The 20069-nt window shown below is 39.1% G+C and carries 21 protein-coding genes; 6 read left to right on the top strand and 15 right to left on the bottom strand.

Going from position 1 to position 20069, the window contains the following annotated elements; all coding sequences use genetic code 11:
• Window positions 1–8: 8 nt before the first annotated feature.
• From P1K33_RS00630 to P1K33_RS00645, 4 genes are read right to left on the bottom strand one after another with little or no spacing between them, the layout of a single operon-like run.
• Window positions 9–404, bottom strand: coding sequence for a hypothetical protein (locus P1K33_RS00630; RefSeq protein WP_284650909.1), 396 nt, complete (start codon window positions 402–404; stop codon window positions 9–11).
• A gap of 2 nt (window positions 405–406) precedes the next feature.
• Complete coding sequence (locus P1K33_RS00635; RefSeq protein ID WP_284650910.1) at window positions 407–2008, bottom strand: fumarate hydratase; 1602 nt, start codon at window positions 2006–2008, stop codon at window positions 407–409.
• Window positions 2009–2059: 51 nt separating this feature from the next.
• Window positions 2060–2257, bottom strand: coding sequence for a hypothetical protein (locus tag P1K33_RS00640; RefSeq protein WP_284650911.1), 198 nt, complete (start codon window positions 2255–2257; stop codon window positions 2060–2062).
• 3 nt (window positions 2258–2260) lie between these two features.
• The gene (locus tag P1K33_RS00645) at window positions 2261–3706 is read right to left on the bottom strand and encodes a spore maturation protein (protein ID WP_284650912.1); all 1446 of its coding nucleotides are present in this window, start codon (window positions 3704–3706) and stop codon (window positions 2261–2263) included.
• A gap of 228 nt (window positions 3707–3934) precedes the next feature.
• Between P1K33_RS00645 and P1K33_RS00650 the strand changes: the two genes are divergently transcribed.
• The gene (locus tag P1K33_RS00650) at window positions 3935–6880 is read left to right on the top strand and encodes a S8 family serine peptidase (RefSeq protein WP_284650913.1); all 2946 of its coding nucleotides are present in this window, start codon (window positions 3935–3937) and stop codon (window positions 6878–6880) included.
• Between the two features lie 47 nt (window positions 6881–6927).
• On the opposite strand, the gene P1K33_RS00655 is transcribed toward P1K33_RS00650, so the two are convergent.
• From P1K33_RS00655 to hemA, 11 genes are all read right to left on the bottom strand, one after another.
• Window positions 6928–7641 (bottom strand): 3'-5' exonuclease, encoded by a 714-nt coding sequence (locus P1K33_RS00655; RefSeq protein ID WP_284650914.1) that lies wholly within the window; start codon window positions 7639–7641, stop codon window positions 6928–6930.
• 66 nt (window positions 7642–7707) lie between these two features.
• Window positions 7708–8178: a methylated-DNA--[protein]-cysteine S-methyltransferase gene (locus P1K33_RS00660; protein ID WP_284650915.1), complete on the bottom strand. Its 471-nt coding sequence runs from the start codon at window positions 8176–8178 to the stop codon at window positions 7708–7710.
• Between the two features lie 19 nt (window positions 8179–8197).
• Complete coding sequence (locus P1K33_RS00665; protein WP_284650916.1) at window positions 8198–8566, bottom strand: c-type cytochrome; 369 nt, start codon at window positions 8564–8566, stop codon at window positions 8198–8200.
• A 1-nt stretch (window position 8567) separates the two neighbouring features.
• On the bottom strand, window positions 8568–9563 hold the full coding sequence (hemB, locus tag P1K33_RS00670) for a porphobilinogen synthase (protein ID WP_284650917.1): 996 nt from the start codon (window positions 9561–9563) through the stop codon (window positions 8568–8570).
• Between the two features lie 25 nt (window positions 9564–9588).
• On the bottom strand, window positions 9589–9951 hold the full coding sequence (locus P1K33_RS00675) for a four helix bundle protein (RefSeq protein WP_284650918.1): 363 nt from the start codon (window positions 9949–9951) through the stop codon (window positions 9589–9591).
• A 39-nt stretch (window positions 9952–9990) separates the two neighbouring features.
• The gene (hemF, locus tag P1K33_RS00680; RefSeq protein WP_284650919.1) at window positions 9991–10896 is read right to left on the bottom strand and encodes an oxygen-dependent coproporphyrinogen oxidase; all 906 of its coding nucleotides are present in this window, start codon (window positions 10894–10896) and stop codon (window positions 9991–9993) included.
• Complete coding sequence (hemE, locus tag P1K33_RS00685; protein WP_284650920.1) at window positions 10896–11921, bottom strand: uroporphyrinogen decarboxylase; 1026 nt, start codon at window positions 11919–11921, stop codon at window positions 10896–10898. Before hemE ends, hemF begins: the two co-directional genes overlap by 1 nt.
• Before the next feature lie 32 nt (window positions 11922–11953).
• Window positions 11954–12625, bottom strand: a complete 672-nt coding sequence (locus P1K33_RS00690; protein WP_284650921.1) for a uroporphyrinogen-III synthase — start codon at window positions 12623–12625, stop codon at window positions 11954–11956.
• Between the two features lie 3 nt (window positions 12626–12628).
• Complete coding sequence (hemC, locus tag P1K33_RS00695) at window positions 12629–13558, bottom strand: hydroxymethylbilane synthase (RefSeq protein WP_284650922.1); 930 nt, start codon at window positions 13556–13558, stop codon at window positions 12629–12631.
• Entirely contained in the window at window positions 13555–14358 is an 804-nt protein-coding gene (locus tag P1K33_RS00700) for a hypothetical protein (RefSeq protein WP_284650923.1), read from the bottom strand. The genes hemC and P1K33_RS00700 overlap by 4 nt, the downstream gene beginning before the upstream one ends.
• Complete coding sequence (gene hemA / locus P1K33_RS00705) at window positions 14359–15618, bottom strand: glutamyl-tRNA reductase (protein ID WP_284650924.1); 1260 nt, start codon at window positions 15616–15618, stop codon at window positions 14359–14361. It lies immediately after the preceding gene.
• A gap of 228 nt (window positions 15619–15846) precedes the next feature.
• Here hemA and P1K33_RS00710 point away from each other — a divergent pair, with 228 nt between their 5' ends.
• From P1K33_RS00710 to P1K33_RS00730, 5 genes are all read left to right on the top strand, one after another.
• Window positions 15847–16722, top strand: coding sequence for an AraC family transcriptional regulator (locus tag P1K33_RS00710; RefSeq protein ID WP_284650925.1), 876 nt, complete (start codon window positions 15847–15849; stop codon window positions 16720–16722).
• Between the two features lie 94 nt (window positions 16723–16816).
• The gene (gene hemH / locus P1K33_RS00715) at window positions 16817–17830 is read left to right on the top strand and encodes a ferrochelatase (RefSeq protein ID WP_284650926.1); all 1014 of its coding nucleotides are present in this window, start codon (window positions 16817–16819) and stop codon (window positions 17828–17830) included.
• Window positions 17827–18054 carry a hypothetical protein gene (locus P1K33_RS00720; RefSeq protein WP_284650927.1) on the top strand — a complete coding sequence of 76 codons (228 nt, stop codon included), beginning with the start codon at window positions 17827–17829 and terminating at the stop codon, window positions 18052–18054. The genes hemH and P1K33_RS00720 overlap by 4 nt, the downstream gene beginning before the upstream one ends.
• Window positions 18054–18593, top strand: a complete 540-nt coding sequence (locus P1K33_RS00725; RefSeq protein ID WP_284650928.1) for a CopD family protein — start codon at window positions 18054–18056, stop codon at window positions 18591–18593. Before P1K33_RS00720 ends, P1K33_RS00725 begins: the two co-directional genes overlap by 1 nt.
• Window positions 18594–18649: 56 nt before the next feature.
• Window positions 18650–20062 carry a sensor histidine kinase gene (locus P1K33_RS00730; RefSeq protein ID WP_284651194.1) on the top strand — a complete coding sequence of 471 codons (1413 nt, stop codon included), beginning with the start codon at window positions 18650–18652 and terminating at the stop codon, window positions 20060–20062.
• The last annotated feature ends 7 nt before the right edge of the window (window positions 20063–20069 follow it).

The following is a 20069-nucleotide window of genomic DNA, read 5'->3' on the forward strand; positions in this document are numbered from 1 at the left end:
GCCTTTCTTTATTTTTTGGTGGCCAAATACTCTAACAGTATGGGTGAGGCATTTCCAAAGGTCGGTGGCTGGTCGGTAATACTGACCGTTTTTTTCTTATTGAGTTTATAGACCAAATCAAATTCGGTGGTAAATAAAATAACCGACGAAAACGGATTATTAATGAACGGCAACAATCTGTCGAAAGCCCCATCTATCGAATAAAACTCAACGATTTCTTCTTGTTGGAATTTGAATTTGAGTTCCAATTGTAAATCCTCCGCTTCAATTACCGGACGGATATAAATGTTCATCAATTGCGTATTCCCAATGGTTTTAGCAAAAGTTAATTTGGCAAACGTTCCATCGGCCAAACTTTCCTTTACTTTACTATAGAATTCGTTGAATGTTGCTGTAAATTCCATCTTTATAAATTGGCAAAAAAATCGTTGCCTTTGTCATCGGTAATGATGAACGCCGGGAAATCTTTTACGGTGATTTTGCGAACGGCTTCCATACCCAATTCCTCAAAATCGACTACTTCCACTTTCAAAATATTTTCTTTGGCCAAAATCGCTGCTGGTCCGCCAACAGAACCCAAATAGAATCCGCCATATTTATTACAGGCTGCCATCACGTCTTTGCTTCGGTTTCCTTTGGCCAACATTACCATACTTCCGCCATGACTTTGGAATTCGTCTACATAAACGTCCATTCTTCCAGCAGTCGTTGGACCAAAACTTCCCGATGGCATACCTTCCGGTGTTTTTGCCGGCCCAGCGTAATACACCGGATGGTTTTTAAAATACTCCGGCATTGGTTTTCCGGCATCCAATAATTCTTTGATTTTGGCGTGGGCAATATCACGAGCCACGATTACGGTTCCGTTTAATTTCAAACGGGTTTTGATTGGATACTTGGTCAACTCCGCTAAAATTTCACTCATCGGTCGGTTCAAATCAATTTCTACCGGTGCTTCCAAATGTGGTGGCGTGGCCGGTAAGAATTGTTTGGGATTGACTTCCAATTGTTCCAAATAAATTCCTTCTTTGGTGATTTTGCCTTTTATATTTCTATCCGCCGAACAGGAAACGCCCAAGCCAACCGGACAGGAAGCAGCGTGTCTCGGCAAACGAATAACACGAACATCATGAGCAAAATATTTCCCGCCAAACTGGGCACCGATGGCGCTTTCCTGACAAATTTGCAACACTTTCTTTTCCCATTCCAAATCGCGGAACGCTTGTCCCGACATGTTTCCGGAAGTCGGAAGATTGTCATAATAACCGGCTGAGGCTTTTTTCACCGCAGCCAAATTGGCTTCCGCCGAAGTGCCTCCGATTACCAAAGCCAAGTGATAGGGCGGACACGCAGAAGTGCCTAAATCTTTTATTTTCTCGCGAACGAATTCGTCTAGGGATTTTTCGTTTAAGAGTGATTTTGTTTTTTGATACAGGAATGTTTTATTGGCGCTTCCACCGCCTTTGGCCAAAAATAAAAACTCATAACTTGCTCCTTTTTTGGCATAAATATCAATCTGTGCCGGAAGATTAGAACCCGAGTTTTTTTCTTCAAACATCGAAATCGGAACGATTTGAGAATACCTTAAATTTTTGATTTGGTACGAATTGAAAATACCTTTCGACAACCATTCGGCGTCATCGGCTCCGGTATACACATTCTCTCCTTTTTTGGCCATCACAATCGCCGTTCCGGTATCCTGGCAAGAAGGCAATTCACCTTCTACGGCTACCGCAGCATTTTGCAATAAATTATAGGCTACGAATCTATCATTGTCTGTTGCTTCCGGATCGTTTAGGATGTTTTGCAGTTTTTGCAAATGGGCTGTTCGCAACATAAACGAAACATCACCCATGGCTTCCTGGGCAAGCAGTTCCAAACCTTTTGGATCAACGGTCAGGATTTCACGGTCACCAAATTGTTCTGTTTTAACGTAATCGGAAGTGAGTTTTTTGTATTGTGTATCGTCTTTGAGAATCGGATACGGATCTTGGTATATAAAGTCCATTGTGTGTTATTTTGAGCAGCAAAGTTAGGGAAAGTAAACTTATTTTGGAATTTAGGCATTGAGAAATAAAAGAATCAATAGAACCGTTATCCCGAGTGAAATATAACCTAAACGAATAGTTCCTTTTTCTTCTAAAAGATTCGAATATCGTCTTTGTCCTCCATAATAAATCCATTTCAGAAAAGCACCAAAATAGAGTGGAATTAATTCGCCTGTAAATTCAATTATAAATTCTAAAAAACTTCCCATTTATTATTCTACAAAAAACCAAGTCGCCACAAAAATCGCGGTAATCACACAGATTAAGTCAACCAACAACATTGTCGCCAATGTGTATCTTGTATTCTTAATATTGACCGAACCAAAGTAAACCGCAATCACATAGAAAGTGGTTTCGGCACTGCATTGGAAAATACAGCTCAGCCTTCCGGTTAAAGAATCGGGACCGAAAGTACGCATCGAATCAATCATAAAGCCACGTGAACCGCCCGAACTGAAAGGTCTTAACATCGCCACCGGTAAAGAATCCGTAATTTCTTTAGTCACACCAATATTTAAAAACACAAAGGAAAGTCCGCTACTGATGATGTCAAACAAGCCGCTGTTCCTGAAAAAGGAAATCGCCACCAACATTCCCAACACATAAGGGAAAATCTTGACGCCGGTTTGCACACCATTGTTTGCTCCAGCTACAAAAGCGTCAAAAACGGTAGTCGCATTCTCGGTGAATTTCTTTTCCTTCATAAAGGCAAATAGCAAAGTAAAGCCGATAATGACCACCAGCATCAATCCGGAAAGATTGGAGGTGAAAAAGTTTTTACCCACCAAATCCAATCCGTTAATATAGAACAGCAAACCGACAATGGCCGCCACAACGCTCATCAAGGCGACCAATAAGGTCGCACTTTTGAAATTGATTTTTTGGCGAATGCCGACAATAATCATGGCGGCTATGGTTCCGATAAAGGAAGTGATGATACACGGTAACATGACATCGGCCGGATTTTCGGCATTTTGGGCTGCGCGGTATCCGATAATGGATGTTGGAATCAAGGTCAAACCTGCCGCGTGCAAACACATGAACATGATTTGGGCATCACTCGCCTTGTCTTTTTCGGGATTGATTTCCTGCAGACTTTGCATGGCTTTTAATCCGAATGGCGTGGCTGCTGAATCCAATCCAAGGAAATTGGCGGCAAAATTCAAAGTCATATACGAGATTGATTCGTGGTTTTTTGGAACCGAAGGAAAGACTTTGGCAAAAACAGGGCTCAATTTTCTGGCCAGTATTTCGGACGCTCCGGAAATGATTAATAGCTCCATCAATCCGCAAAAGAAAGCCAGATACGCCATCAAAGGAAGGATTATGTCAAATAAGGTGACTTTACACGTTGGCAATAAACCGTCTGTTTTTTGGATGCCGCTGTATATTTTTACTGTTTGATTTTTATAGACATAAGTAGTGTCTGCATTGAGCGTATCGCGGTTGATTACAAAGGTTTTTTCCTCATTTTTAGCAATGCTGTCCTGGATAAATTTTGGGATTTCATTGAGGTATTTCTCTGAAATTAAAACCGGATCGTCTTTTTTACCGTTTAATATATGATCGATAGTATAACTATTGCCCGAAAATAAACTGAAAATCACAAAGGTGATGGAGGCGATAAAAATGACAAGCCAAAATCTACTGAGAACCATAATCTGTTTTTTTGTAAATATACTATATTCTGAAATTTGGGCTGCAATATTTTTATAGGCTTTGAAATAAATTTTTTATAAAAAACCAAGTCTATATGTAGTAAAATTTGATTTATTTCAAACGAGGCTTAATAATTAATTAATATTTAACACTAATTTAATCTTATTACGCTGAGATTTATATATTTGCAACCTTTAAACAACAAACTAACTATTCTTTTAGAAAATATGAAAAAGAACTATTTATTATTACTTCTTACCATCTTTGTTTCATGTTCCGTATTTGGTCAGTCTCAGGAAGATATCAAAAAAATCACCGCGGAATATGACATCGCAAAGCTTAAGCAAAAAGAAGCCTTTTACAGAAAAAGAGATCGTGCTGAAAAGCAAAAAGCAGTAGCTACGGCTTTACAAAGAAATTGGCCTATCTATGTTGAAGGTCCTAATGGAAGCATTAAGGAATTAATGAGACTTTCTCCTGAAGGTTTACCAATATATTATGCAACGGATAACGTTAATGCAGCAAAAACAACAAGAGCAAATCACTTAAATTCAGGTGGTTCATTAGGTCTTAATTTAGACGGACAAGGAATGACTGCCCGTGTTTGGGATGGAGGAAACGTAAGAACAAATCATAATTCTTTTGGAGGACGTGTTGTTGCTGTTGATTTATCGGGTACTGAAACCGTTCTACACGCTACGCACGTAACCGGAACCGTTGTTGCAGGTGCAAATATAGCCGCCGCTAAAGGAATGGCAAGCCAGGCCAATGCGCGTACATTTGATTGGGGAGAAGATGATGCAGAAGCCGTTTCAGAAACAATGCAGGGAATGTTGATTTCAAACCATTCTTATGGAACACCAATTAGCGGTACCGGAGATCCTTTACCGGCCTGGTATATTGGTTCTTATACCTATTCTGCTTATTTGTGGGATGACATCGCTTATGACGCACCTTATTATTTAGCGGTAATGTCTGCCGGAAATGAAGGTGGAAATGATGATAATGCTGAACCACTTGCTTCAGGATATGATAAATTAGTGGGTAACAAAGGGGCAAAAAATAATATGGTTGTAGCCAATGCTTTGGACGCAACGGTAGCCGCAGACGGAACGCTTACTGCTGATGTACAGATCAATCCTTCAAGTAGTCAGGGACCAACAGATGATCTTAGGGTTAAACCGGACATTACAGGGAACGGAACAAATGTTACCTCAACCAGTAATTCAGGTATTAGTGCTACCGCAGCTCTTAGCGGAACTTCAATGGCTTCTCCAAATGTAGCCGGAAGTCTTCTTTTATTACAACAACACTACCACAATTTAACCAACAGTTATATGCGTGCTTCAACGCTAAAAGGCTTGGCTTGTCATACAGCAGACGACGCGGGTGAAGTTGGCCCTGATCCAGTTTATGGTTGGGGACTACTGAATTGTAAAAAAGCCGCTCAAGCTTTAACCGGTAACGGTTTATCTGCTTGGGTTTCCGAGGAAAATTTGGCAGACGGACAGGAATTCAGCATTACCGTAAACGCTATCGGAACTACTCCATTAATTGCTTCAATTACCTGGACAGATGTTCCCGGGACAATAAATACAGGTGGCTTGCCAGCCAATGACCAAACACCTGCATTAGTAAACGATTTAGATATCAGAGTCGTTAAAAACTCGACTATATCTTTCCCATGGAGATTGAATCCTGATGATCCGACAGGTGCTGCAATCAGAACGGGCGACAACAATGTTGACAATGTTGAGCAAGTAAAAATTGACGCTCCTACTGCCGGACAATATACTATTACTGTTAAACACAAAGGAACTTTAGTGAATGGCGGACAAAAATTCTCATTGGTAATTACCGGTTTGACTTCAACTTTTGCGCTTAATTCAACTTCAGATAATTTAACTGTTTGTGCTAACCAAAATGCAGTTTATACATTTAACTATAGCCAAACTGGTGGAGGAACTACAACATTCTCTGCAGTGGGTTTACCAACAGGTGCTTCAGCATCATTTTCGCCAAATTCTTTGAGTGCCAATGGTACTGTTACCATGACTGTAACCGGTTTGAATGGAATTGCTCCGGGAGAATATTTTGTTGGTATCAAAGGAACTAGTGCTACAGAAACTGAAACAAGATATAAAACATTAAGAGTGTTCAATGGTACTTCTTTTGAAGCAGTTGCATTGCAATCTCCAGCAAACGCACAAAACGGATTGTCAACTACTGCGGTTTTACAATGGAATAGCCAGCCTAATGCCTTGACTTATAATGTTCAGGTTTCAACTACTCCTAATTTCTCGTCGATATTTACTAGTGACGCAGTGACCAATACACAATTTAGCGTGGCAGGTTTAGCACAGGCCACCAGATATTACTGGAGAGTTATTCCACAAAATGAATGTGGTGTTGCTGCTGCAAGTGGCGCAACGGTTTACTATTTTGATACAGGAACCCTTGTTTGTAATATCAATTTCGCTGCTGAAGATTTTTCAGATGCAACTATTGAAGATGTTCCAAATTCAACTGCTTCTGTTCCTTTAACCATTACTGGTGGTTATACTATTGGTGATTTAAATGTAAATATTGGCATAACGCATGATTATGTTCAGGATATGACCATTTTACTTGAAGGTCCGGCATCTATCGGAAGTCCTATCATTACCTTATTTGAAGAAGCTTGTGGTGATAACGAAAATATTCTTTGTACACTGGATGATGACGGTGACATTCCAACATGTTCAGGTACTCCTGCAATTACCGGAATCATCGCCCCTGTTGACCCATTGAGCGCTTTGAATACATTGCCTGCAAATGGAGTCTGGACACTAAGGGTAATTGATCCTTACAATCAGGATGGTGGTTCTATCGATAGTTTTAGCATTGATATTTGTAGTGTTGCTGTAGCTTTGTCTGTAGCCGATAATCCGATATCAAACAGCAGCGTATATCCAAATCCAACCAAAGGAATCGTAAATGTTGCTATTCCGTCATTAACCGAAAAAGCAACGATTACATTATATGATTTACAAGGAAGAGCCATTATGACCAAAGACACTAATGAAGTGTATACTTCTTTTGGCATAGAAAATCTTCAGGATGGTGTTTACCTGGTGAACATTGCCAATAATCAAGGTTCTATTACGAAGAAAATAGTTTTGAAAAGAAACTAATACGATAAAGAACAATAAATAAAAAAGAGGTCAATTGACCTCTTTTTTTATACATGTAATATTTCATCTTCAATCAGTAAATCTTCCCTGCGGAGTCGAAGGAAAATCTGTGCAACCGCAATCACATCTTTTTCACAATAGGTTACGATTCTGTCGATGTCTTTTTCCACATAAAAAACATGGGCTACCTGACTCCCATCGATATCGCCTTTAGGAGAAGGAATGCCCAATATTTTGGTCAGTAATTTTAAGGACGTGAAATGTTTATAGTCGCCAAATTTCCACAGTTCCAATGTATCGAGATGCGGAATTTCCCAAGGTTTTTTGCCAAATAAATTCAGCTTTCCCGGAATGGCAATCTGATTGATAATCATGCGGCGTGCGATAAAGGGAATGTCAAATTCTTTGGCATTATGCCCACACAAAAGATGTTGGGCCTGTCCAAAATGATTGTCGAGCAAAGCCGAGAAATCCTTTAATATCTTTTTCTCTTCACCAAAAAAAGACGTTACCCTAAAGTTTCTGATGTCACTTTTATTGGCAAAATAGCCTACTGAGATACAGACAATCTTTCCAAACTCTGCCCAAATTCCGGCACGGTCATAAAATTCTTCCGGCGTATGCTCATCTCGTCTTTGGTATTGTGTTTTTTGTTCCCAAAGTGATTTCATTTCGTCATCCAAAGCTTTGAAGTTGTCTTCTTCCGGAACAGTTTCTATATCGAGAAAGAGGATGTTATTGAGTGGAATCTTTTCTATCATAAGAATAAAATTAAGAATTAACCGACTTAAAATTAATGATTTATTTTAAATATGAAAGAAAAATAGTTAAAAAAGTGATTGTTGCGCGCTTGGGCTTTCGTGCTCCAAAAGCCATTTTTTACGCCAAAGTCCACCGGCATATCCGGTTAATGAACCATCGGTGCCGATAACGCGGTGACAGGGAACCACTATCCAAAGTGGATTTTTACCATTGGCAGAAGCCACAGCACGAATCGCTTTGACATCGCCTAGTTTTTTGGACAAATCGAGATAAGACATGGTTTTCCCAAAAGGAATATTGAGCAATTCCTGCCAAACCCGTTGTTGGAATTCGGTTCCGTCAGGGTTCATTTTGAAATCAAAATCGTTGCGGTTTCCCTCAAAATAATCCTGAAGTTGTTGGACAGCTTCCTGTAAAACGGTTGGAATTGTAGTGGTAAGTTCGCCTTCTTCTAAAATCGAAATGACTGCAATGCCGTTATCATCGCCAGAAATTTTGGCAACGCCGAGCGGTGTTTTGATAAAAGCAGTTTCCATCGGATAAAGTTATGAAATATTACTTTGAAAAACTATAGATATAATCTTCCAACGCTTTCAATTCTTCGTCACTCATCAACTTGGTGATGGCAAAATTGGTCTTCATCACTTCATACTGACTTGGGTCAACAATCGGCTCGCTTTCTTCCTTCAAAAAGTTAACAATGCTGCCGCCTTTTTCTTTGTAGATTTTGGCAATTTCTGTAATGCTTGGCCCAATTACTTTTTGCTCCGGTAAATGACAAGCGGTACAAGTTCCTTTACCTTCAAACAATTCTTGACCGGAAATGGCTACTGCCGTTTCGTCTGTTTTTGGCTCATCATAATTATCTTCTTTTTTACAAGAGATGAATGACACCAATGCCAATAATAATATTAATTTCTTCACTTTATTTATTTAAAAGAATAGCTGCTTCTTTGGCAAAATATGTCGAAATCAAACTCGCTCCGGCGCGCTTGATACACATCAATTGTTCCATCATGATTTTGTCGTGATCGAGCCAACCTCTTTCGGAAGCGGCCTTAATCATAGCATATTCGCCCGAAACATGGAAAACTGTCACCGGAACATTCACGGCATTCTTCACTTCACGAACGATATCCAAATACGCAATTCCCGGTTTTACCATCACCATATCGGCGCCTTCTTCTACATCCATTAGCGCTTCTTTGATGGCTTCGATTCGGTTGGCATAATCCATTTGGTACGTCTTTTTATCTTTCGGAACAACTACATCGGCTTCTCTTGGCGCACTGTCTAAGGCATCGCGGAACGGCCCGTAAAATGCCGAAGCATATTTGGCTGAATAACTCATAATCCCAACGTTTGAAAATCCTGCAGCATCCAATCCCTGGCGCAATCTTAAAACGCGTCCGTCCATCATGTCGCTTGGTGCGACAAAATCGGCTCCGGCCTGCGCATGCGAAACGGCCATTTTTACCAAGGCGTCGTTGGTGGCATCATTGGCAATATCACCGTTCTCGATAATTCCGTCGTGACCATATATGGAATACGGATCCAAAGCCACATCGGGCATCACAATCATTTCAGGACAAGCCGCTTTGATGGCTTTGATCGCTTGCTGCATCAGTCCGTTTGGATTCCAGGCTTCTTTTCCGGTGTTGTCTTTTAGCGATTCATCGACCTTCACATAAATGTTTACGGCGCGGATTCCCAAAGCGTAAATTTCCTTTACTTCTTTTACCGTTAAATCAATCGAACGACGGAAAATACCCGGCATCGATGCAATTTCAGATTGGTAGTTTTTGCCTTCCGTAATAAACATCGGGAACATAAAGTCGGCCGGACTTAAACTCGTTTCACGCACTAACGAACGAATGCTTTCGTTGATGCGTAATCTTCTGCCTCTTTGTAATGGGAACATATTTTTAGCTTTTAGCTGTTAGCAATTAGCCTTCAGCGTTATTTAATTTTATTATTAATCCGTTGAGCATTTTTTTGACTTCTTCAATTTGATTCAAAAGGATTTGGCCTTGCTCTTTTTCTAGAAAATTTAATTCGATACTCAAAAATATTTGATATTCTAATTCATTTGCTGAACCGAACGAAATGTATAGAAATCGACAAAAATCTTTATCAGAGTTTCTGCCGCAACCTTCAGCAATATTGGTTGGGATAGATGATGAAGATCTTTTAATTTGACTTGTCAAACCAAATATTTCGTCTTTCGGAAAAGTTGGCAGCATTTTATAAACATCTAAAGTTAACTGATGTGATTTCTCCCAAACTAAAAATTTCTTATAATCTCTCATCTCATTTGCATCTGTTAGCTAATTGCTAAAAGCTGACAGCTAAATTATCCAATCGATTGGATTCTCTAATACGTTTATTAATTTTTCTTCTTCGCTTCCGGCTTCCGGATGATGGTCATAAACCCATTGTACATGCGGTGGCAATGACATCAGGATGCTTTCAATCCTACCGTTGGTTTTGAGTCCGAATAGCGTGCCTTTGTCGTGAACCAAATTGAATTCCACATAACGACCACGACGAATTTCCTGCCAGGTTCTTTGTTCTGCCGTATAAGTCAATTCCTTTCTTCTCTCTACAATCGGAACATAGGCTTCACAGAAACTGTTCCCAACTTCCGTTACGAAGTTATACCAATCTTCCATTGACATATCGGCTGTTTCTTTACAATAATCAAAGAACAAACCGCCTATGCCACGCGCTTCATTTCGGTGTGCATTCCAAAAATAAGTGTCGCATTGTTTTTTGAATTTTGGATAAAACTCCGGATTGTGTTTGTCGCAAGCCGTTTTACAGGTTTGGTGAAAATGTTTGGCATCTTCTTCAAACAAATAATAAGGCGTTAAATCCTGTCCGCCACCAAACCATGAATTGATTACGTTGCCATTATCATCATACATTTCGAAATAGCGCCAATTGGCATGAACCGTTGGCACCATTGGGCTTTTCGGGTGAATTACTAAACTCAGTCCGCACGCAAAAAAATCAGCTTCTCCAACTCCAAACATTTTCTGCATGGCTTCGGGTAATTTCCCGTGAACTGCTGATATGTTCACACCGCCTTTTTCAATTACGGCTCCATTTTCAATCACGCGTGTTCTTCCGCCGCCGCCTTCCGGTCGTTCCCAAATATCTTCCCGAAATTGGGCTACACCATCTGTCGCTTCTAATGCTGAAGTGATTTGATCTTGTAATTGTAATATGTATTGATAGAACTTATCTTTCATTACTGATTGTATTCTTTCACCGCTTCGATAAACGCCTTGGCATGATCTACCGGAATATTTGGTAAAATGCCGTGTCCAAGGTTTACGATATAGCTGTCTTTCCCAAACTCGTCAATCATTTGGTGTACCATTTTTTTGATGGTTGGAATCGGCGACAATAATCTTGATGGATCAAAATTTCCTTGTAACGTAATTTTTCCACCTGATAAATATCTTGCATTTCTGGCTGAGCAAGTCCAATCTACACCAAGTGCCGAAGCTTTTGATTTGGCCATGTCATTTAGGGCAAACCAACAACCTTTCCCAAACACAATCACTTTGGTATCTTCCGCCAATGCTTCCACGATTTGGTTGATGTATGGCCAAGAGAATTCGTTATAATCAACCGGCGACAACATTCCGCCCCAGGAATCGAAAATCTGAACGGCGTTACAACCTGCTTTTACTTTTTCCTTTAAATATAATATGGTCGTATCGGTGATTTTTTGCAATAAAGTATGCGCCGCTAAAGGGTTTGAGAAACAAAATCCTTTGGCGGTATCAAAACTTTTCGAGCCTTTTCCTTCAACCGCATAACAGAAGATTGTCCATGGTGAACCGGCGAAGCCAATTAATGGCACCTCATCGTTCAGCATTTCTTTGGTCAATTTGATAGCTTCAAAAACATACCCCAAAGTTTCATGTACATCCGGAACGAAAACCTGATTGACTTGCTCCATTGTTCGGATTGGGTCAGGAATAATCGGTCCCAAATTGTCTTTCAATTCTACATGGATTCCCATCGCTCTTGGCACGACCAAAATATCTGAGAACAAAATCGCTGCATCGGGTTTTACAATCCTAATCGGCTGAACCGTGATTTCGGCTGCCAATTCGGGAGTTTCACAACGGGTGAAAAAATCATATTTGTCGCGTAACGCTCTGAATTCCGGCAAATATCTTCCCGCCTGACGCATCATCCAAACCGGTGGACGTTCTACTGTTTCATTGTTTAAGGCGCGAAGGAATAAATCGTTTTTAATCATATTTTTGGTTTTGTCATTTGGCATTGGCCAAACTATATTTTATTAAAAAATTCTATACTTTTTATAATGGTGCTTTCTATCGTTGGTTGGTTTGCAATAACCACTTTCTTGGTAATGCTTCTCAAACTTTTAGCCGTGGTACCGCCTATGCAAAAACAAATTTCATCCTGAAGGACATTCATTTTCAAATAACTTTGCACGCCTGACGGGCTAAAAAACAAAATCCCGTTCAGGTTTTCATCCGCCTTGTGTGGCGTTAAAACCGTTTCATACACTTCTACTTCTTCAAAAACCACTTCTGCCAATCGCAAAGAATCAGGCAAAATGTCTCTTCGCAGGTTTCCGCAGAAAAAGGTAAAGCTGCTTTTGAAATATTGGTTACAAATGATGGATGCCAACTCCGAAGCATAATCCGAACTTACAATGACTTCAAAGCCGTTTTCCTCGAGCATGGCTCTGGTTTTTTCGCCAACACAAAAACATTTTCTGGTTTTTATTTCGACTATTCTTTCATTCTCCAAAACGCTTTCGACTGCATTCTGGCTGGTAAAAATCAGAAAGTCATTAATGCTTTCTATTCCGAATTGTCTGTTCACCACATTGATGAAATCTTCTTCGGTTAGAGCAAAATTCGCGCTCGACAATAGTTGCTTTTGGTTTTCCGTAAGCTTTCTGGTTGACAATATGCGAATTTGATTTTCCATCTTTTATACTTTAGGTTTTAGCTGTTTCCTAAGCTCGGCCATCAACTCTTTTCCTCCATTTTCCAATACTTCCTGCGCCGAATGATAGCCTAATTTCTTCCACTCTGAAATATCAACCGCTTTCCTGATTTCAAATTTTTGTTTTCCATCCAACGACAACAAAACGCCGTGAAAGTCAATCATGTCATCATGCTGATTGTATTTGGCCAAAGCTCCGATTGGTGCAGTACAACCGCCTTCCAGCGTTCTCAAAAACTGTCTTTCTATATAGGTGCAAATCTCGGTTTCGATATCATTCAATTGCGAAACGGCATCAATCGTGTAATTGTCATTCCCCATCGCAACCACTACCATCGCGCCTTGTGCCGGTGCCGGAATCATCCAATCCAAATCGATAAAAGTTTCCGGTTTTAAATTAATGCGTTCCAAACCCGCTGCCGCAAACACTGCTCCGCTCCAGTCGTTGTCTTTCAACTTTTGCATGCGCGTATTGACGTTGCCTCGCAAATCGGTTACGGTGTGATTTGGATATTTATTGAGCCATTGTGCCTGACGACGTAAACTTCCGGTAGCAATAGTTCCGTTTCCGTTTAGAAAATCGGTATTGCCTTTGTGAACCAAAATATCCAAGACATTCGCTCTTTCCAAAACCGCTGCCTGTACAATCCCAACAGGTAAAGCCGTTGGCACATCTTTCATCGAATGCACAGCGATATCGACTTGGCCATTGAGCATGGCGATGTCTAAAGTTTTGGTAAAAATTCCGGTGATTCCCAGTTCGTATAAAGGTTTATCGAGGATGATATCGCCTTGTGATTTCACCGCAACAATTTCGGTTTTATAGCCCAAATCGTTGAGTTTCTTTTGAACGGTGTGTGCTTGCCAAAGTGCGAGTTCGCTGTCGCGAGTTCCTATCCTAATTGTCTTGTTCATTTTCTCTTTATTGGCGTTTCTTTATACAATTTTGAATATTCACTTGTACATCCACTACACACATTTATAATTGTGTTTCTTGTCCTGATACTATTAATTATCCTGTTTTCTTCTCCGGTTAAAACAACTTTTTTGTTATCTCTTAAAAATTCTAAAGCAGTAACTCCATTCGCCTGAAGTCCTAAGTCATACGATTTTAACCAATCGAAGAACGTTTTTCTGTTTTCAGCCTTGTCAAAAAATAACCCTTCATGTGTTGGAACCCCATAATCTATTGGGCTATATCCACAAAAGAAACCATAAGTCGTTTGTTTTTCAAACGATGATATAAAATCTTTTACAGTCGTTTTTGTCTGGTAGAATTTGTCATGAAGATTCACATAACGTTGGACTTTAACTTCGTCATAATAAATTTGTGAATCTGGCGCATAATTTTTTAGGTTTAAAAAAGCGATGATACTATCATTTTTAACTACTAAATCAACAATATAACCAAAGTTATTAGCTCTGTCTGAAGGAGCTTGTCCATAATTATTTATGGTGATTAACATTCTTTTATTATGATAACCAAAATCTAAATTTCTGTCAAAAATAAGCTTAGTATCTTTTTTTATAACCTTGTAATCACTTTTAAAATCATGATTGAGGACAACATCTAAACTGAAATTTTTATAATCTTTAAAAATCTCATTCATTTCATGACTTACCCTTTGATAACTGTTTTGAGAAAAAATAACATTAATAGAAAATAGCAGAAAAACTACTAGAATGATTCTATTAATTCTAATTTTAAAACTCATTTAAAAGAATGATTTCTCTTGGTCTAATTGGAAAACTTTTTCAATCCATTCAATGCCTTCATCCATAGAATCACCATCTTTCAGGTGATTTACAAAATGATTAGTGATTTTTTGGATAATTCTATTGCTGATTAATTCAGCTTGTTCTTCGTCGAAATTGGATAACTTTTTGCGTTGCACATTCAATTCGCCTTCTTTGATGGAATTTAATTTTTCCTTCAAAGCCTGAATCGTTGGGGCAAATTTTCTGTTTTTGGCCCAAGCCATAAACTCTTCTTTGATTTCTTCAATAATGGCTTCAGCTGCCGGAATGTGTAATTTTCTGTTTTCTAAAGTCTCGTCGGTAATTTGAGAAAGATGATCTAAATGAATCAAAGTCACGCCTTCCACTTCTTTTACATTTTCGTTTACATTCTTTGGAATCGATAAATCCAAAATCAACAATGGTTTTTTCAAATTCAGAATCGCTTTGTCAATCGTTGGGTTTTGCGCGCCGGTAGCAACAACCACGACATCCGCTTTTTGTAGTTCCAATTGTAAATCGGCGTAATCTTTAACGACAACATCCAACTTCTGACCCAACTTCTCCGCTTTGTCTTTGGTACGGTTGATTAAAGTAACATGATCATGTTTGGTGTGTTTTACCAGATTTTCACAAGTGTTTCGGCCAATTTTTCCGGTTCCGAAAAGCAAGATGTTTTTATTGGCAATGTCTTCAACGTTTCTAATGATATATTGTACTGAAGCAAAAGAAACCGAAGTCGCTCCGGTAGAAATTTCAGTGTCGGTTTTGATTTTTTTGCTGGCTTGGATAACCGAATTGACCAATCTTTCCATGAAAGCATTCACCAAACCGTTTGATTTGCTTTCGGTAAAAGCGATTTTCATTTGGCTGATGATTTCGAAGTCACCAAGTATTTGACTGTCCAAACCGGTTCCTACGCGGAACATGTGATTAATGGCTTCCTGGTTTTTATAGATATAAGCCACTTCCTGAAACTCAGGAACTGAGCCTTGGCTATTCTCGCAAAGTAATTTGATTAACTCGTATGGGTGATTGGCAAAACCATATATTTCAGTACGGTTACAGGTTGATGTAACGATTAAGGCTTCGATTCCTTCTGCTTCGGCTTGCATCAATAAAGTTGATTTCGCTTTGGCATCCAAACTGAACTTTCCTCTGATTTCAGCATCTGCTTTTTTGTAACTTAATCCTACGGCGTAAAAAGAGGTATGTTTCGACATATTAAAATTTTCCATAAACTACTTTCCTTAAAAAGTTCAACAAAAATATTACTAACCATTTTATAAAAATAACGCTGTAGGGACTTTTTATGTCGCTGTGAGATATTTTGATTGCCAAATATCTTTTTAGCGTTATTTATCATAAATTTGCAGTGAAATCAAGTCTTCACAAATTCTTTATGTAGATTCATTCTAAATAAGATTTTCCCTTGGTTTCAAAATCATATACGAAAAAACATCGCTATGGGTTCTCAGGAAATAATAACAATTGAAAATGATTTTACTTTGATTCGTTTTCAAAACGATGAAAATGAAAACTTTCACGTGAAAAGGCACATCAGTCAAGGGCTGATTCAATTTCACTTTGGGATTAAGGGCAAAGCAAAATTTGTCTTCAATCAGGGAAATTATGCCTTGGATTTGAGAGAAGAGAAGTCATTATTGTTCTATAATCCGCAAAAAGAATTGCCTTTGGATTTAGAATTGGCACCTAATTCATGGGTCATTTCAGTGATTATTTCCATTCAAAAGTTCCATTCCTTGTTTACCAACCAGGCGGACCATATTCCGTTCCTTAGTCCGGAAAACAACGACAAAAAATATTATAAGGAAGACGATATCAGTCCGTCAATGGCAATTGTATTGAGCCAAATGTTTCATTATTCGCTCAATCCATCCATCAAAAACCTTTATTACAAAGGAAAAGGTTACGAATTGCTGAGCTTATATTTCAACCGAAATGAAGATCCAAATGCGGAGCAATGTCCGTTCCTAATTGACGAAGACAATGTGTTCAAAATCAAAAAAGCCAAAGAAATCATGATTGCCAACATGGCTGAACCGCCAGGATTGGAAGAACTTTCGGAACAGGTTGGTTTGAGTTTGAAAAAACTCAAAATGGGTTTTAAACAAATTTATGGTGACACGGTTTATGGTTTCCTGTTCGATTATAAAATGGATTACGCACGACAGTTGTTGGATTCCGGTTCGTATAATGTGAATGAAGTTGGGCTCAAAATCGGTTACAGCACCGGAAGTCATTTTATCGCGGCGTTCAAAAAGAAATTTGCCACAACACCGAAAAAATACCTGATGTCAATCAATCAAAATACATTATAGCATCAATCTCGTATATGCGAGTATCAATAAAAAATTAAGTACAAACCAAGCCAAAAAAGAAGTTTCATTACTTTTATCAAACAAAATTGCCACAATGAAAGGAGTATTATTAGTCAATCTCGGTTCGCCCGAAAGTCCAACAGCCAAAGATGTAAAGCCCTATTTAGATGAATTTTTAATGGATAAATACGTGATTGACGTTCCGTATTTATTGCGTGCTTTATTGGTTCGCGGTATCATCTTAAGAAATCGACCTAAGAATTCGGCGGAAGCCTATGAAAAAATCTGGACCAAAGAAGGTTCGCCTTTGGTAGTCATTTCCAAAAAAATGCACAAAAAGGTAGAGAAACTGGTTGATGTCCCGGTCGCTTTGGCGATGCGTTATGGTACAATGACCATTCAAAAAGGATTACAGGAGCTCAAAGACAAAGGCGTAACCGAAGTGATGTTGTTGGCTTTGTATCCGCAATATGCGATGGCTTCAACGACAACGATTTGGGCTTTGGCAGACGAATTGCAAAAAACCCATTTCCCGGAAATGAAAATCACCAAAGTTCCGGCATTTTACAACAAACCTGATTTTATAAACGTTTTAGCCAATTCGATTAAAAAACATTTAACCGGAGTTGATTATGACCATTTATTGTTTTCCTATCACGGGATTCCAAAACGCCATATCCGCAAAACCGATGTCACCAAATCCCATTGTACGATTGATGGTAAATGTTGTGTGACGGCTTCGCCGGCGCATGAATTCTGCTATCGCCATCAATGTTATGAAACGACAAGACAAGTGGTTGAATTACTCGGCATCCCGGAAGGCAAATACAGCCAAACCTTCCAATCGCGTTTGGCCGGAGACAAATGGTTGACGCCTTATACCGATGTTGAAATCAACAACATGCCCAAAAAAGGGATTAAAAAATTGGCCGTCGTAACACCGGCTTTCGTTTCAGATTGTTTGGAAACACTGGAAGAAATTGCCATGCGCGCCAATGAAGATTTCAAAGAACACGGCGGTGAAGAATTCTTTGCTGTGCCTTGTTTGAATGACGAAGACGAATGGTGTCAGGTAGTTGCCAATTGGGTAAAAGATTGGGCAAAATGATCAAGTTAAAAAAACATTTATTTTTAATAGGAATAGTGATAATTGCCATTGGATTTGTATATGATTTAGTATTTGCCGGAATTCCCTATCAAGATCCTTCGCCGCAATTATTGGAAAAATACAATCAAAATGCTTTTGTTTCTGATCTAATAATTAAGTTTGGACTATTCATTACACTTATTGGAATTGTTTTTAAGATAATTCCATCCAAAGAAAATAAATAATGGAACTCTACAACTACATAAAATCGTTACACCTCATCTTTGTCATTACTTGGTTTGCAGGCTTGTTTTATATTGTGCGTTTGTTTGTGTACCAAATTGAAGCCAACGACAAGCCTTCACCCGAGAAGGAAATCCTGCAGAAACAATACAAAATCATGACCTATCGCCTGTGGTATATCATCACGTGGCCGAGTGCTGTTTTGGCAACGATATTCGCCTTGTGGCTGTTACATTTAATGCCCGGTTGGTTGCAAATGCCATGGATGCAGGTTAAACTTTGTTTTGTGGCTTTGTTGTTTGCCTATCATTTCAAATGCCATCAGATTTATAATCAGTTGCAGCAAGACCAATTCAAATACAGCTCCAACTTTATGCGACTGTGGAATGAAGGCGCGACGATTATCCTTTTTGCAGTGGTTTTTTTAGTAATTTTAAAGAATGCTTTCAACTGGATTTATGGCGTTGTCGGAATCGTTTTGTTCTCGATTTTAATCATGTTGGGCTTTAAATTTTACAAACGAATTCGAGAAAAGAAATAATGCTAAACGGCTTCAAAATGTCAATGCTTTCACTCCGAATCAGGATTTTCCTGTCGATGATTATATTGATATTGATTGCCTCGATTTTGATGGCTTCCATTTCAATTATTCAGTTTAAGAACGAAGCCAAAGATTACCATCAGGAGCGCTTAGACCGAAAAGAATTTGCCATCAAAGAGCACATCAACTACGTGCTTTCCACGACAACTTATCCATTGACTCCCGAGAATCTTCCGCTGATTTTTAAAGATAAAATCCACGAACTTTCGGATATTCATAACCTGGAAATCAATATTTATTCGCTTCAGGGAAAATTGGTGAAATCTTCCAAATCTTCTTTTTCCGTAGATAAAGTTGCGCCACCGATTCCGAATTATATTCTCAAACTCGTTCAGTCTTCCGTAGACAAAAGATATGTCGATATCAAAAGTATTGACGGCGTCAAAAACCGTTCGTCTTATAGCCAAATCAAAGACGACAAGTTCAAGCCACTGGGCATTTTGAATATTCCTTATGTAGAAGATGATGGATTTTATGAAACTGAATTGCGCGAATTCCTGTTGCGCCTGAGTCAGGTGTATTCATTTATGTTGGTGATTGCTTTTGCCCTGGCTTATTTCCTGTCGAGTTACATTACCAAATCGCTGAAAACCATTTCGGATAAAATCAACGAAACGAGCCTGAACCAAAAGAACGAAAAGATTGTCATCGAAGCCAATAGTAAAGAAATCAACTCTTTGATCAATGCCTATAACCAAATGGTGGACAAGCTGGAAGAAAGTGCATCGATGTTGGCGCAAAGCGAGCGTGAACAGGCTTGGCGCGAAATGGCAAAACAGGTCGCACACGAAATCAAAAATCCACTCACGCCAATGCGTTTGACCGTACAGAGTTTCCAGCGAAAATTTGACCCAAATGATCCTGAGTTAAAGCAAAAACTAAACGATTATTCCAAAACCCTAATCCAGCAAATCGATACGATGAGCTCCGTCGCTTCGGCGTTTTCGAACTTTGCTTCGATGCCGGCACAACAAAATGAAACCCTGAATGTGGTTGAAGTTGTTGAGTTTTCATTGGATATTTTCAACGAAGATTTTGTCAGATTCGAAAGCAGTTCGGATGAAATCATCACGGTTATGGATAGAACACAGTTGATTCGGATCATCACCAATTTGGTTAAAAATGCCATTCAGGCGATACCGGATGAACAGGAAGAAAAAGACATTTTGGTTTCGGTCAATGAAATGGAAGACAAAGTTATCATTTCGGTAAAGGACAACGGAATCGGAATTGATGCCGAAAACACCGAACATATTTTCGAACCAAAATTCACCACCAAAACCAGCGGTATGGGATTGGGATTGGGAATTATCAAAAACATTATCGAAAATTACAAAGGAACCATTACTTTTGAAACAGAACCGGAAAAAGGCTCAACCTTTATTGTGTCGCTTCCAATTGTTAAATAAAATACAC

The sequence above is a fragment of the Flavobacterium terrisoli genome (genome assembly GCF_030167905.1).
In the GTDB taxonomy this organism is placed as follows: Bacteria; Bacteroidota; Bacteroidia; order Flavobacteriales; family Flavobacteriaceae; genus Flavobacterium; species Flavobacterium terrisoli.

Coding starts and splice junctions, on each gene's coding strand:
- P1K33_RS00635 (WP_284650910.1), bottom strand. CDS start 2,008: ATGGACTTTATATACCAAGATCCGTATCCGATTCTCAAAGACGATACA.
- P1K33_RS00660 (WP_284650915.1), bottom strand. CDS start 8,178: ATGGAAACTGCTTTTATCAAAACACCGCTCGGCGTTGCCAAAATTTCT.
- P1K33_RS00690 (WP_284650921.1), bottom strand. CDS start 12,625: ATGGAAAATCAAATTCGCATATTGTCAACCAGAAAGCTTACGGAAAAC.
- hemF (WP_284650919.1), bottom strand. CDS start 10,896: ATGAAAGATAAGTTCTATCAATACATATTACAATTACAAGATCAAATC.
- hemB (WP_284650917.1), bottom strand. CDS start 9,563: ATGTTCCCATTACAAAGAGGCAGAAGATTACGCATCAACGAAAGCATT.
- P1K33_RS00720 (WP_284650927.1), top strand. CDS start 17,827: ATGATCAAGTTAAAAAAACATTTATTTTTAATAGGAATAGTGATAATT.
- hemE (WP_284650920.1), bottom strand. CDS start 11,921: ATGATTAAAAACGATTTATTCCTTCGCGCCTTAAACAATGAAACAGTA.
- P1K33_RS00675 (WP_284650918.1), bottom strand. CDS start 9,951: ATGAGAGATTATAAGAAATTTTTAGTTTGGGAGAAATCACATCAGTTA.
- P1K33_RS00650 (WP_284650913.1), top strand. CDS start 3,935: ATGAAAAAGAACTATTTATTATTACTTCTTACCATCTTTGTTTCATGT.
- P1K33_RS00630 (WP_284650909.1), bottom strand. CDS start 404: ATGGAATTTACAGCAACATTCAACGAATTCTATAGTAAAGTAAAGGAA.
- P1K33_RS00700 (WP_284650923.1), bottom strand. CDS start 14,358: ATGAGTTTTAAAATTAGAATTAATAGAATCATTCTAGTAGTTTTTCTG.
- P1K33_RS00725 (WP_284650928.1), top strand. CDS start 18,054: ATGGAACTCTACAACTACATAAAATCGTTACACCTCATCTTTGTCATT.
- P1K33_RS00640 (WP_284650911.1), bottom strand. CDS start 2,257: ATGGGAAGTTTTTTAGAATTTATAATTGAATTTACAGGCGAATTAATT.
- P1K33_RS00645 (WP_284650912.1), bottom strand. CDS start 3,706: ATGGTTCTCAGTAGATTTTGGCTTGTCATTTTTATCGCCTCCATCACC.
- P1K33_RS00655 (WP_284650914.1), bottom strand. CDS start 7,641: ATGATAGAAAAGATTCCACTCAATAACATCCTCTTTCTCGATATAGAA.
- P1K33_RS00710 (WP_284650925.1), top strand. CDS start 15,847: ATGGGTTCTCAGGAAATAATAACAATTGAAAATGATTTTACTTTGATT.
- P1K33_RS00730 (WP_284651194.1), top strand. CDS start 18,650: ATGATTATATTGATATTGATTGCCTCGATTTTGATGGCTTCCATTTCA.
- hemH (WP_284650926.1), top strand. CDS start 16,817: ATGAAAGGAGTATTATTAGTCAATCTCGGTTCGCCCGAAAGTCCAACA.
- hemC (WP_284650922.1), bottom strand. CDS start 13,558: ATGAACAAGACAATTAGGATAGGAACTCGCGACAGCGAACTCGCACTT.
- hemA (WP_284650924.1), bottom strand. CDS start 15,618: ATGGAAAATTTTAATATGTCGAAACATACCTCTTTTTACGCCGTAGGA.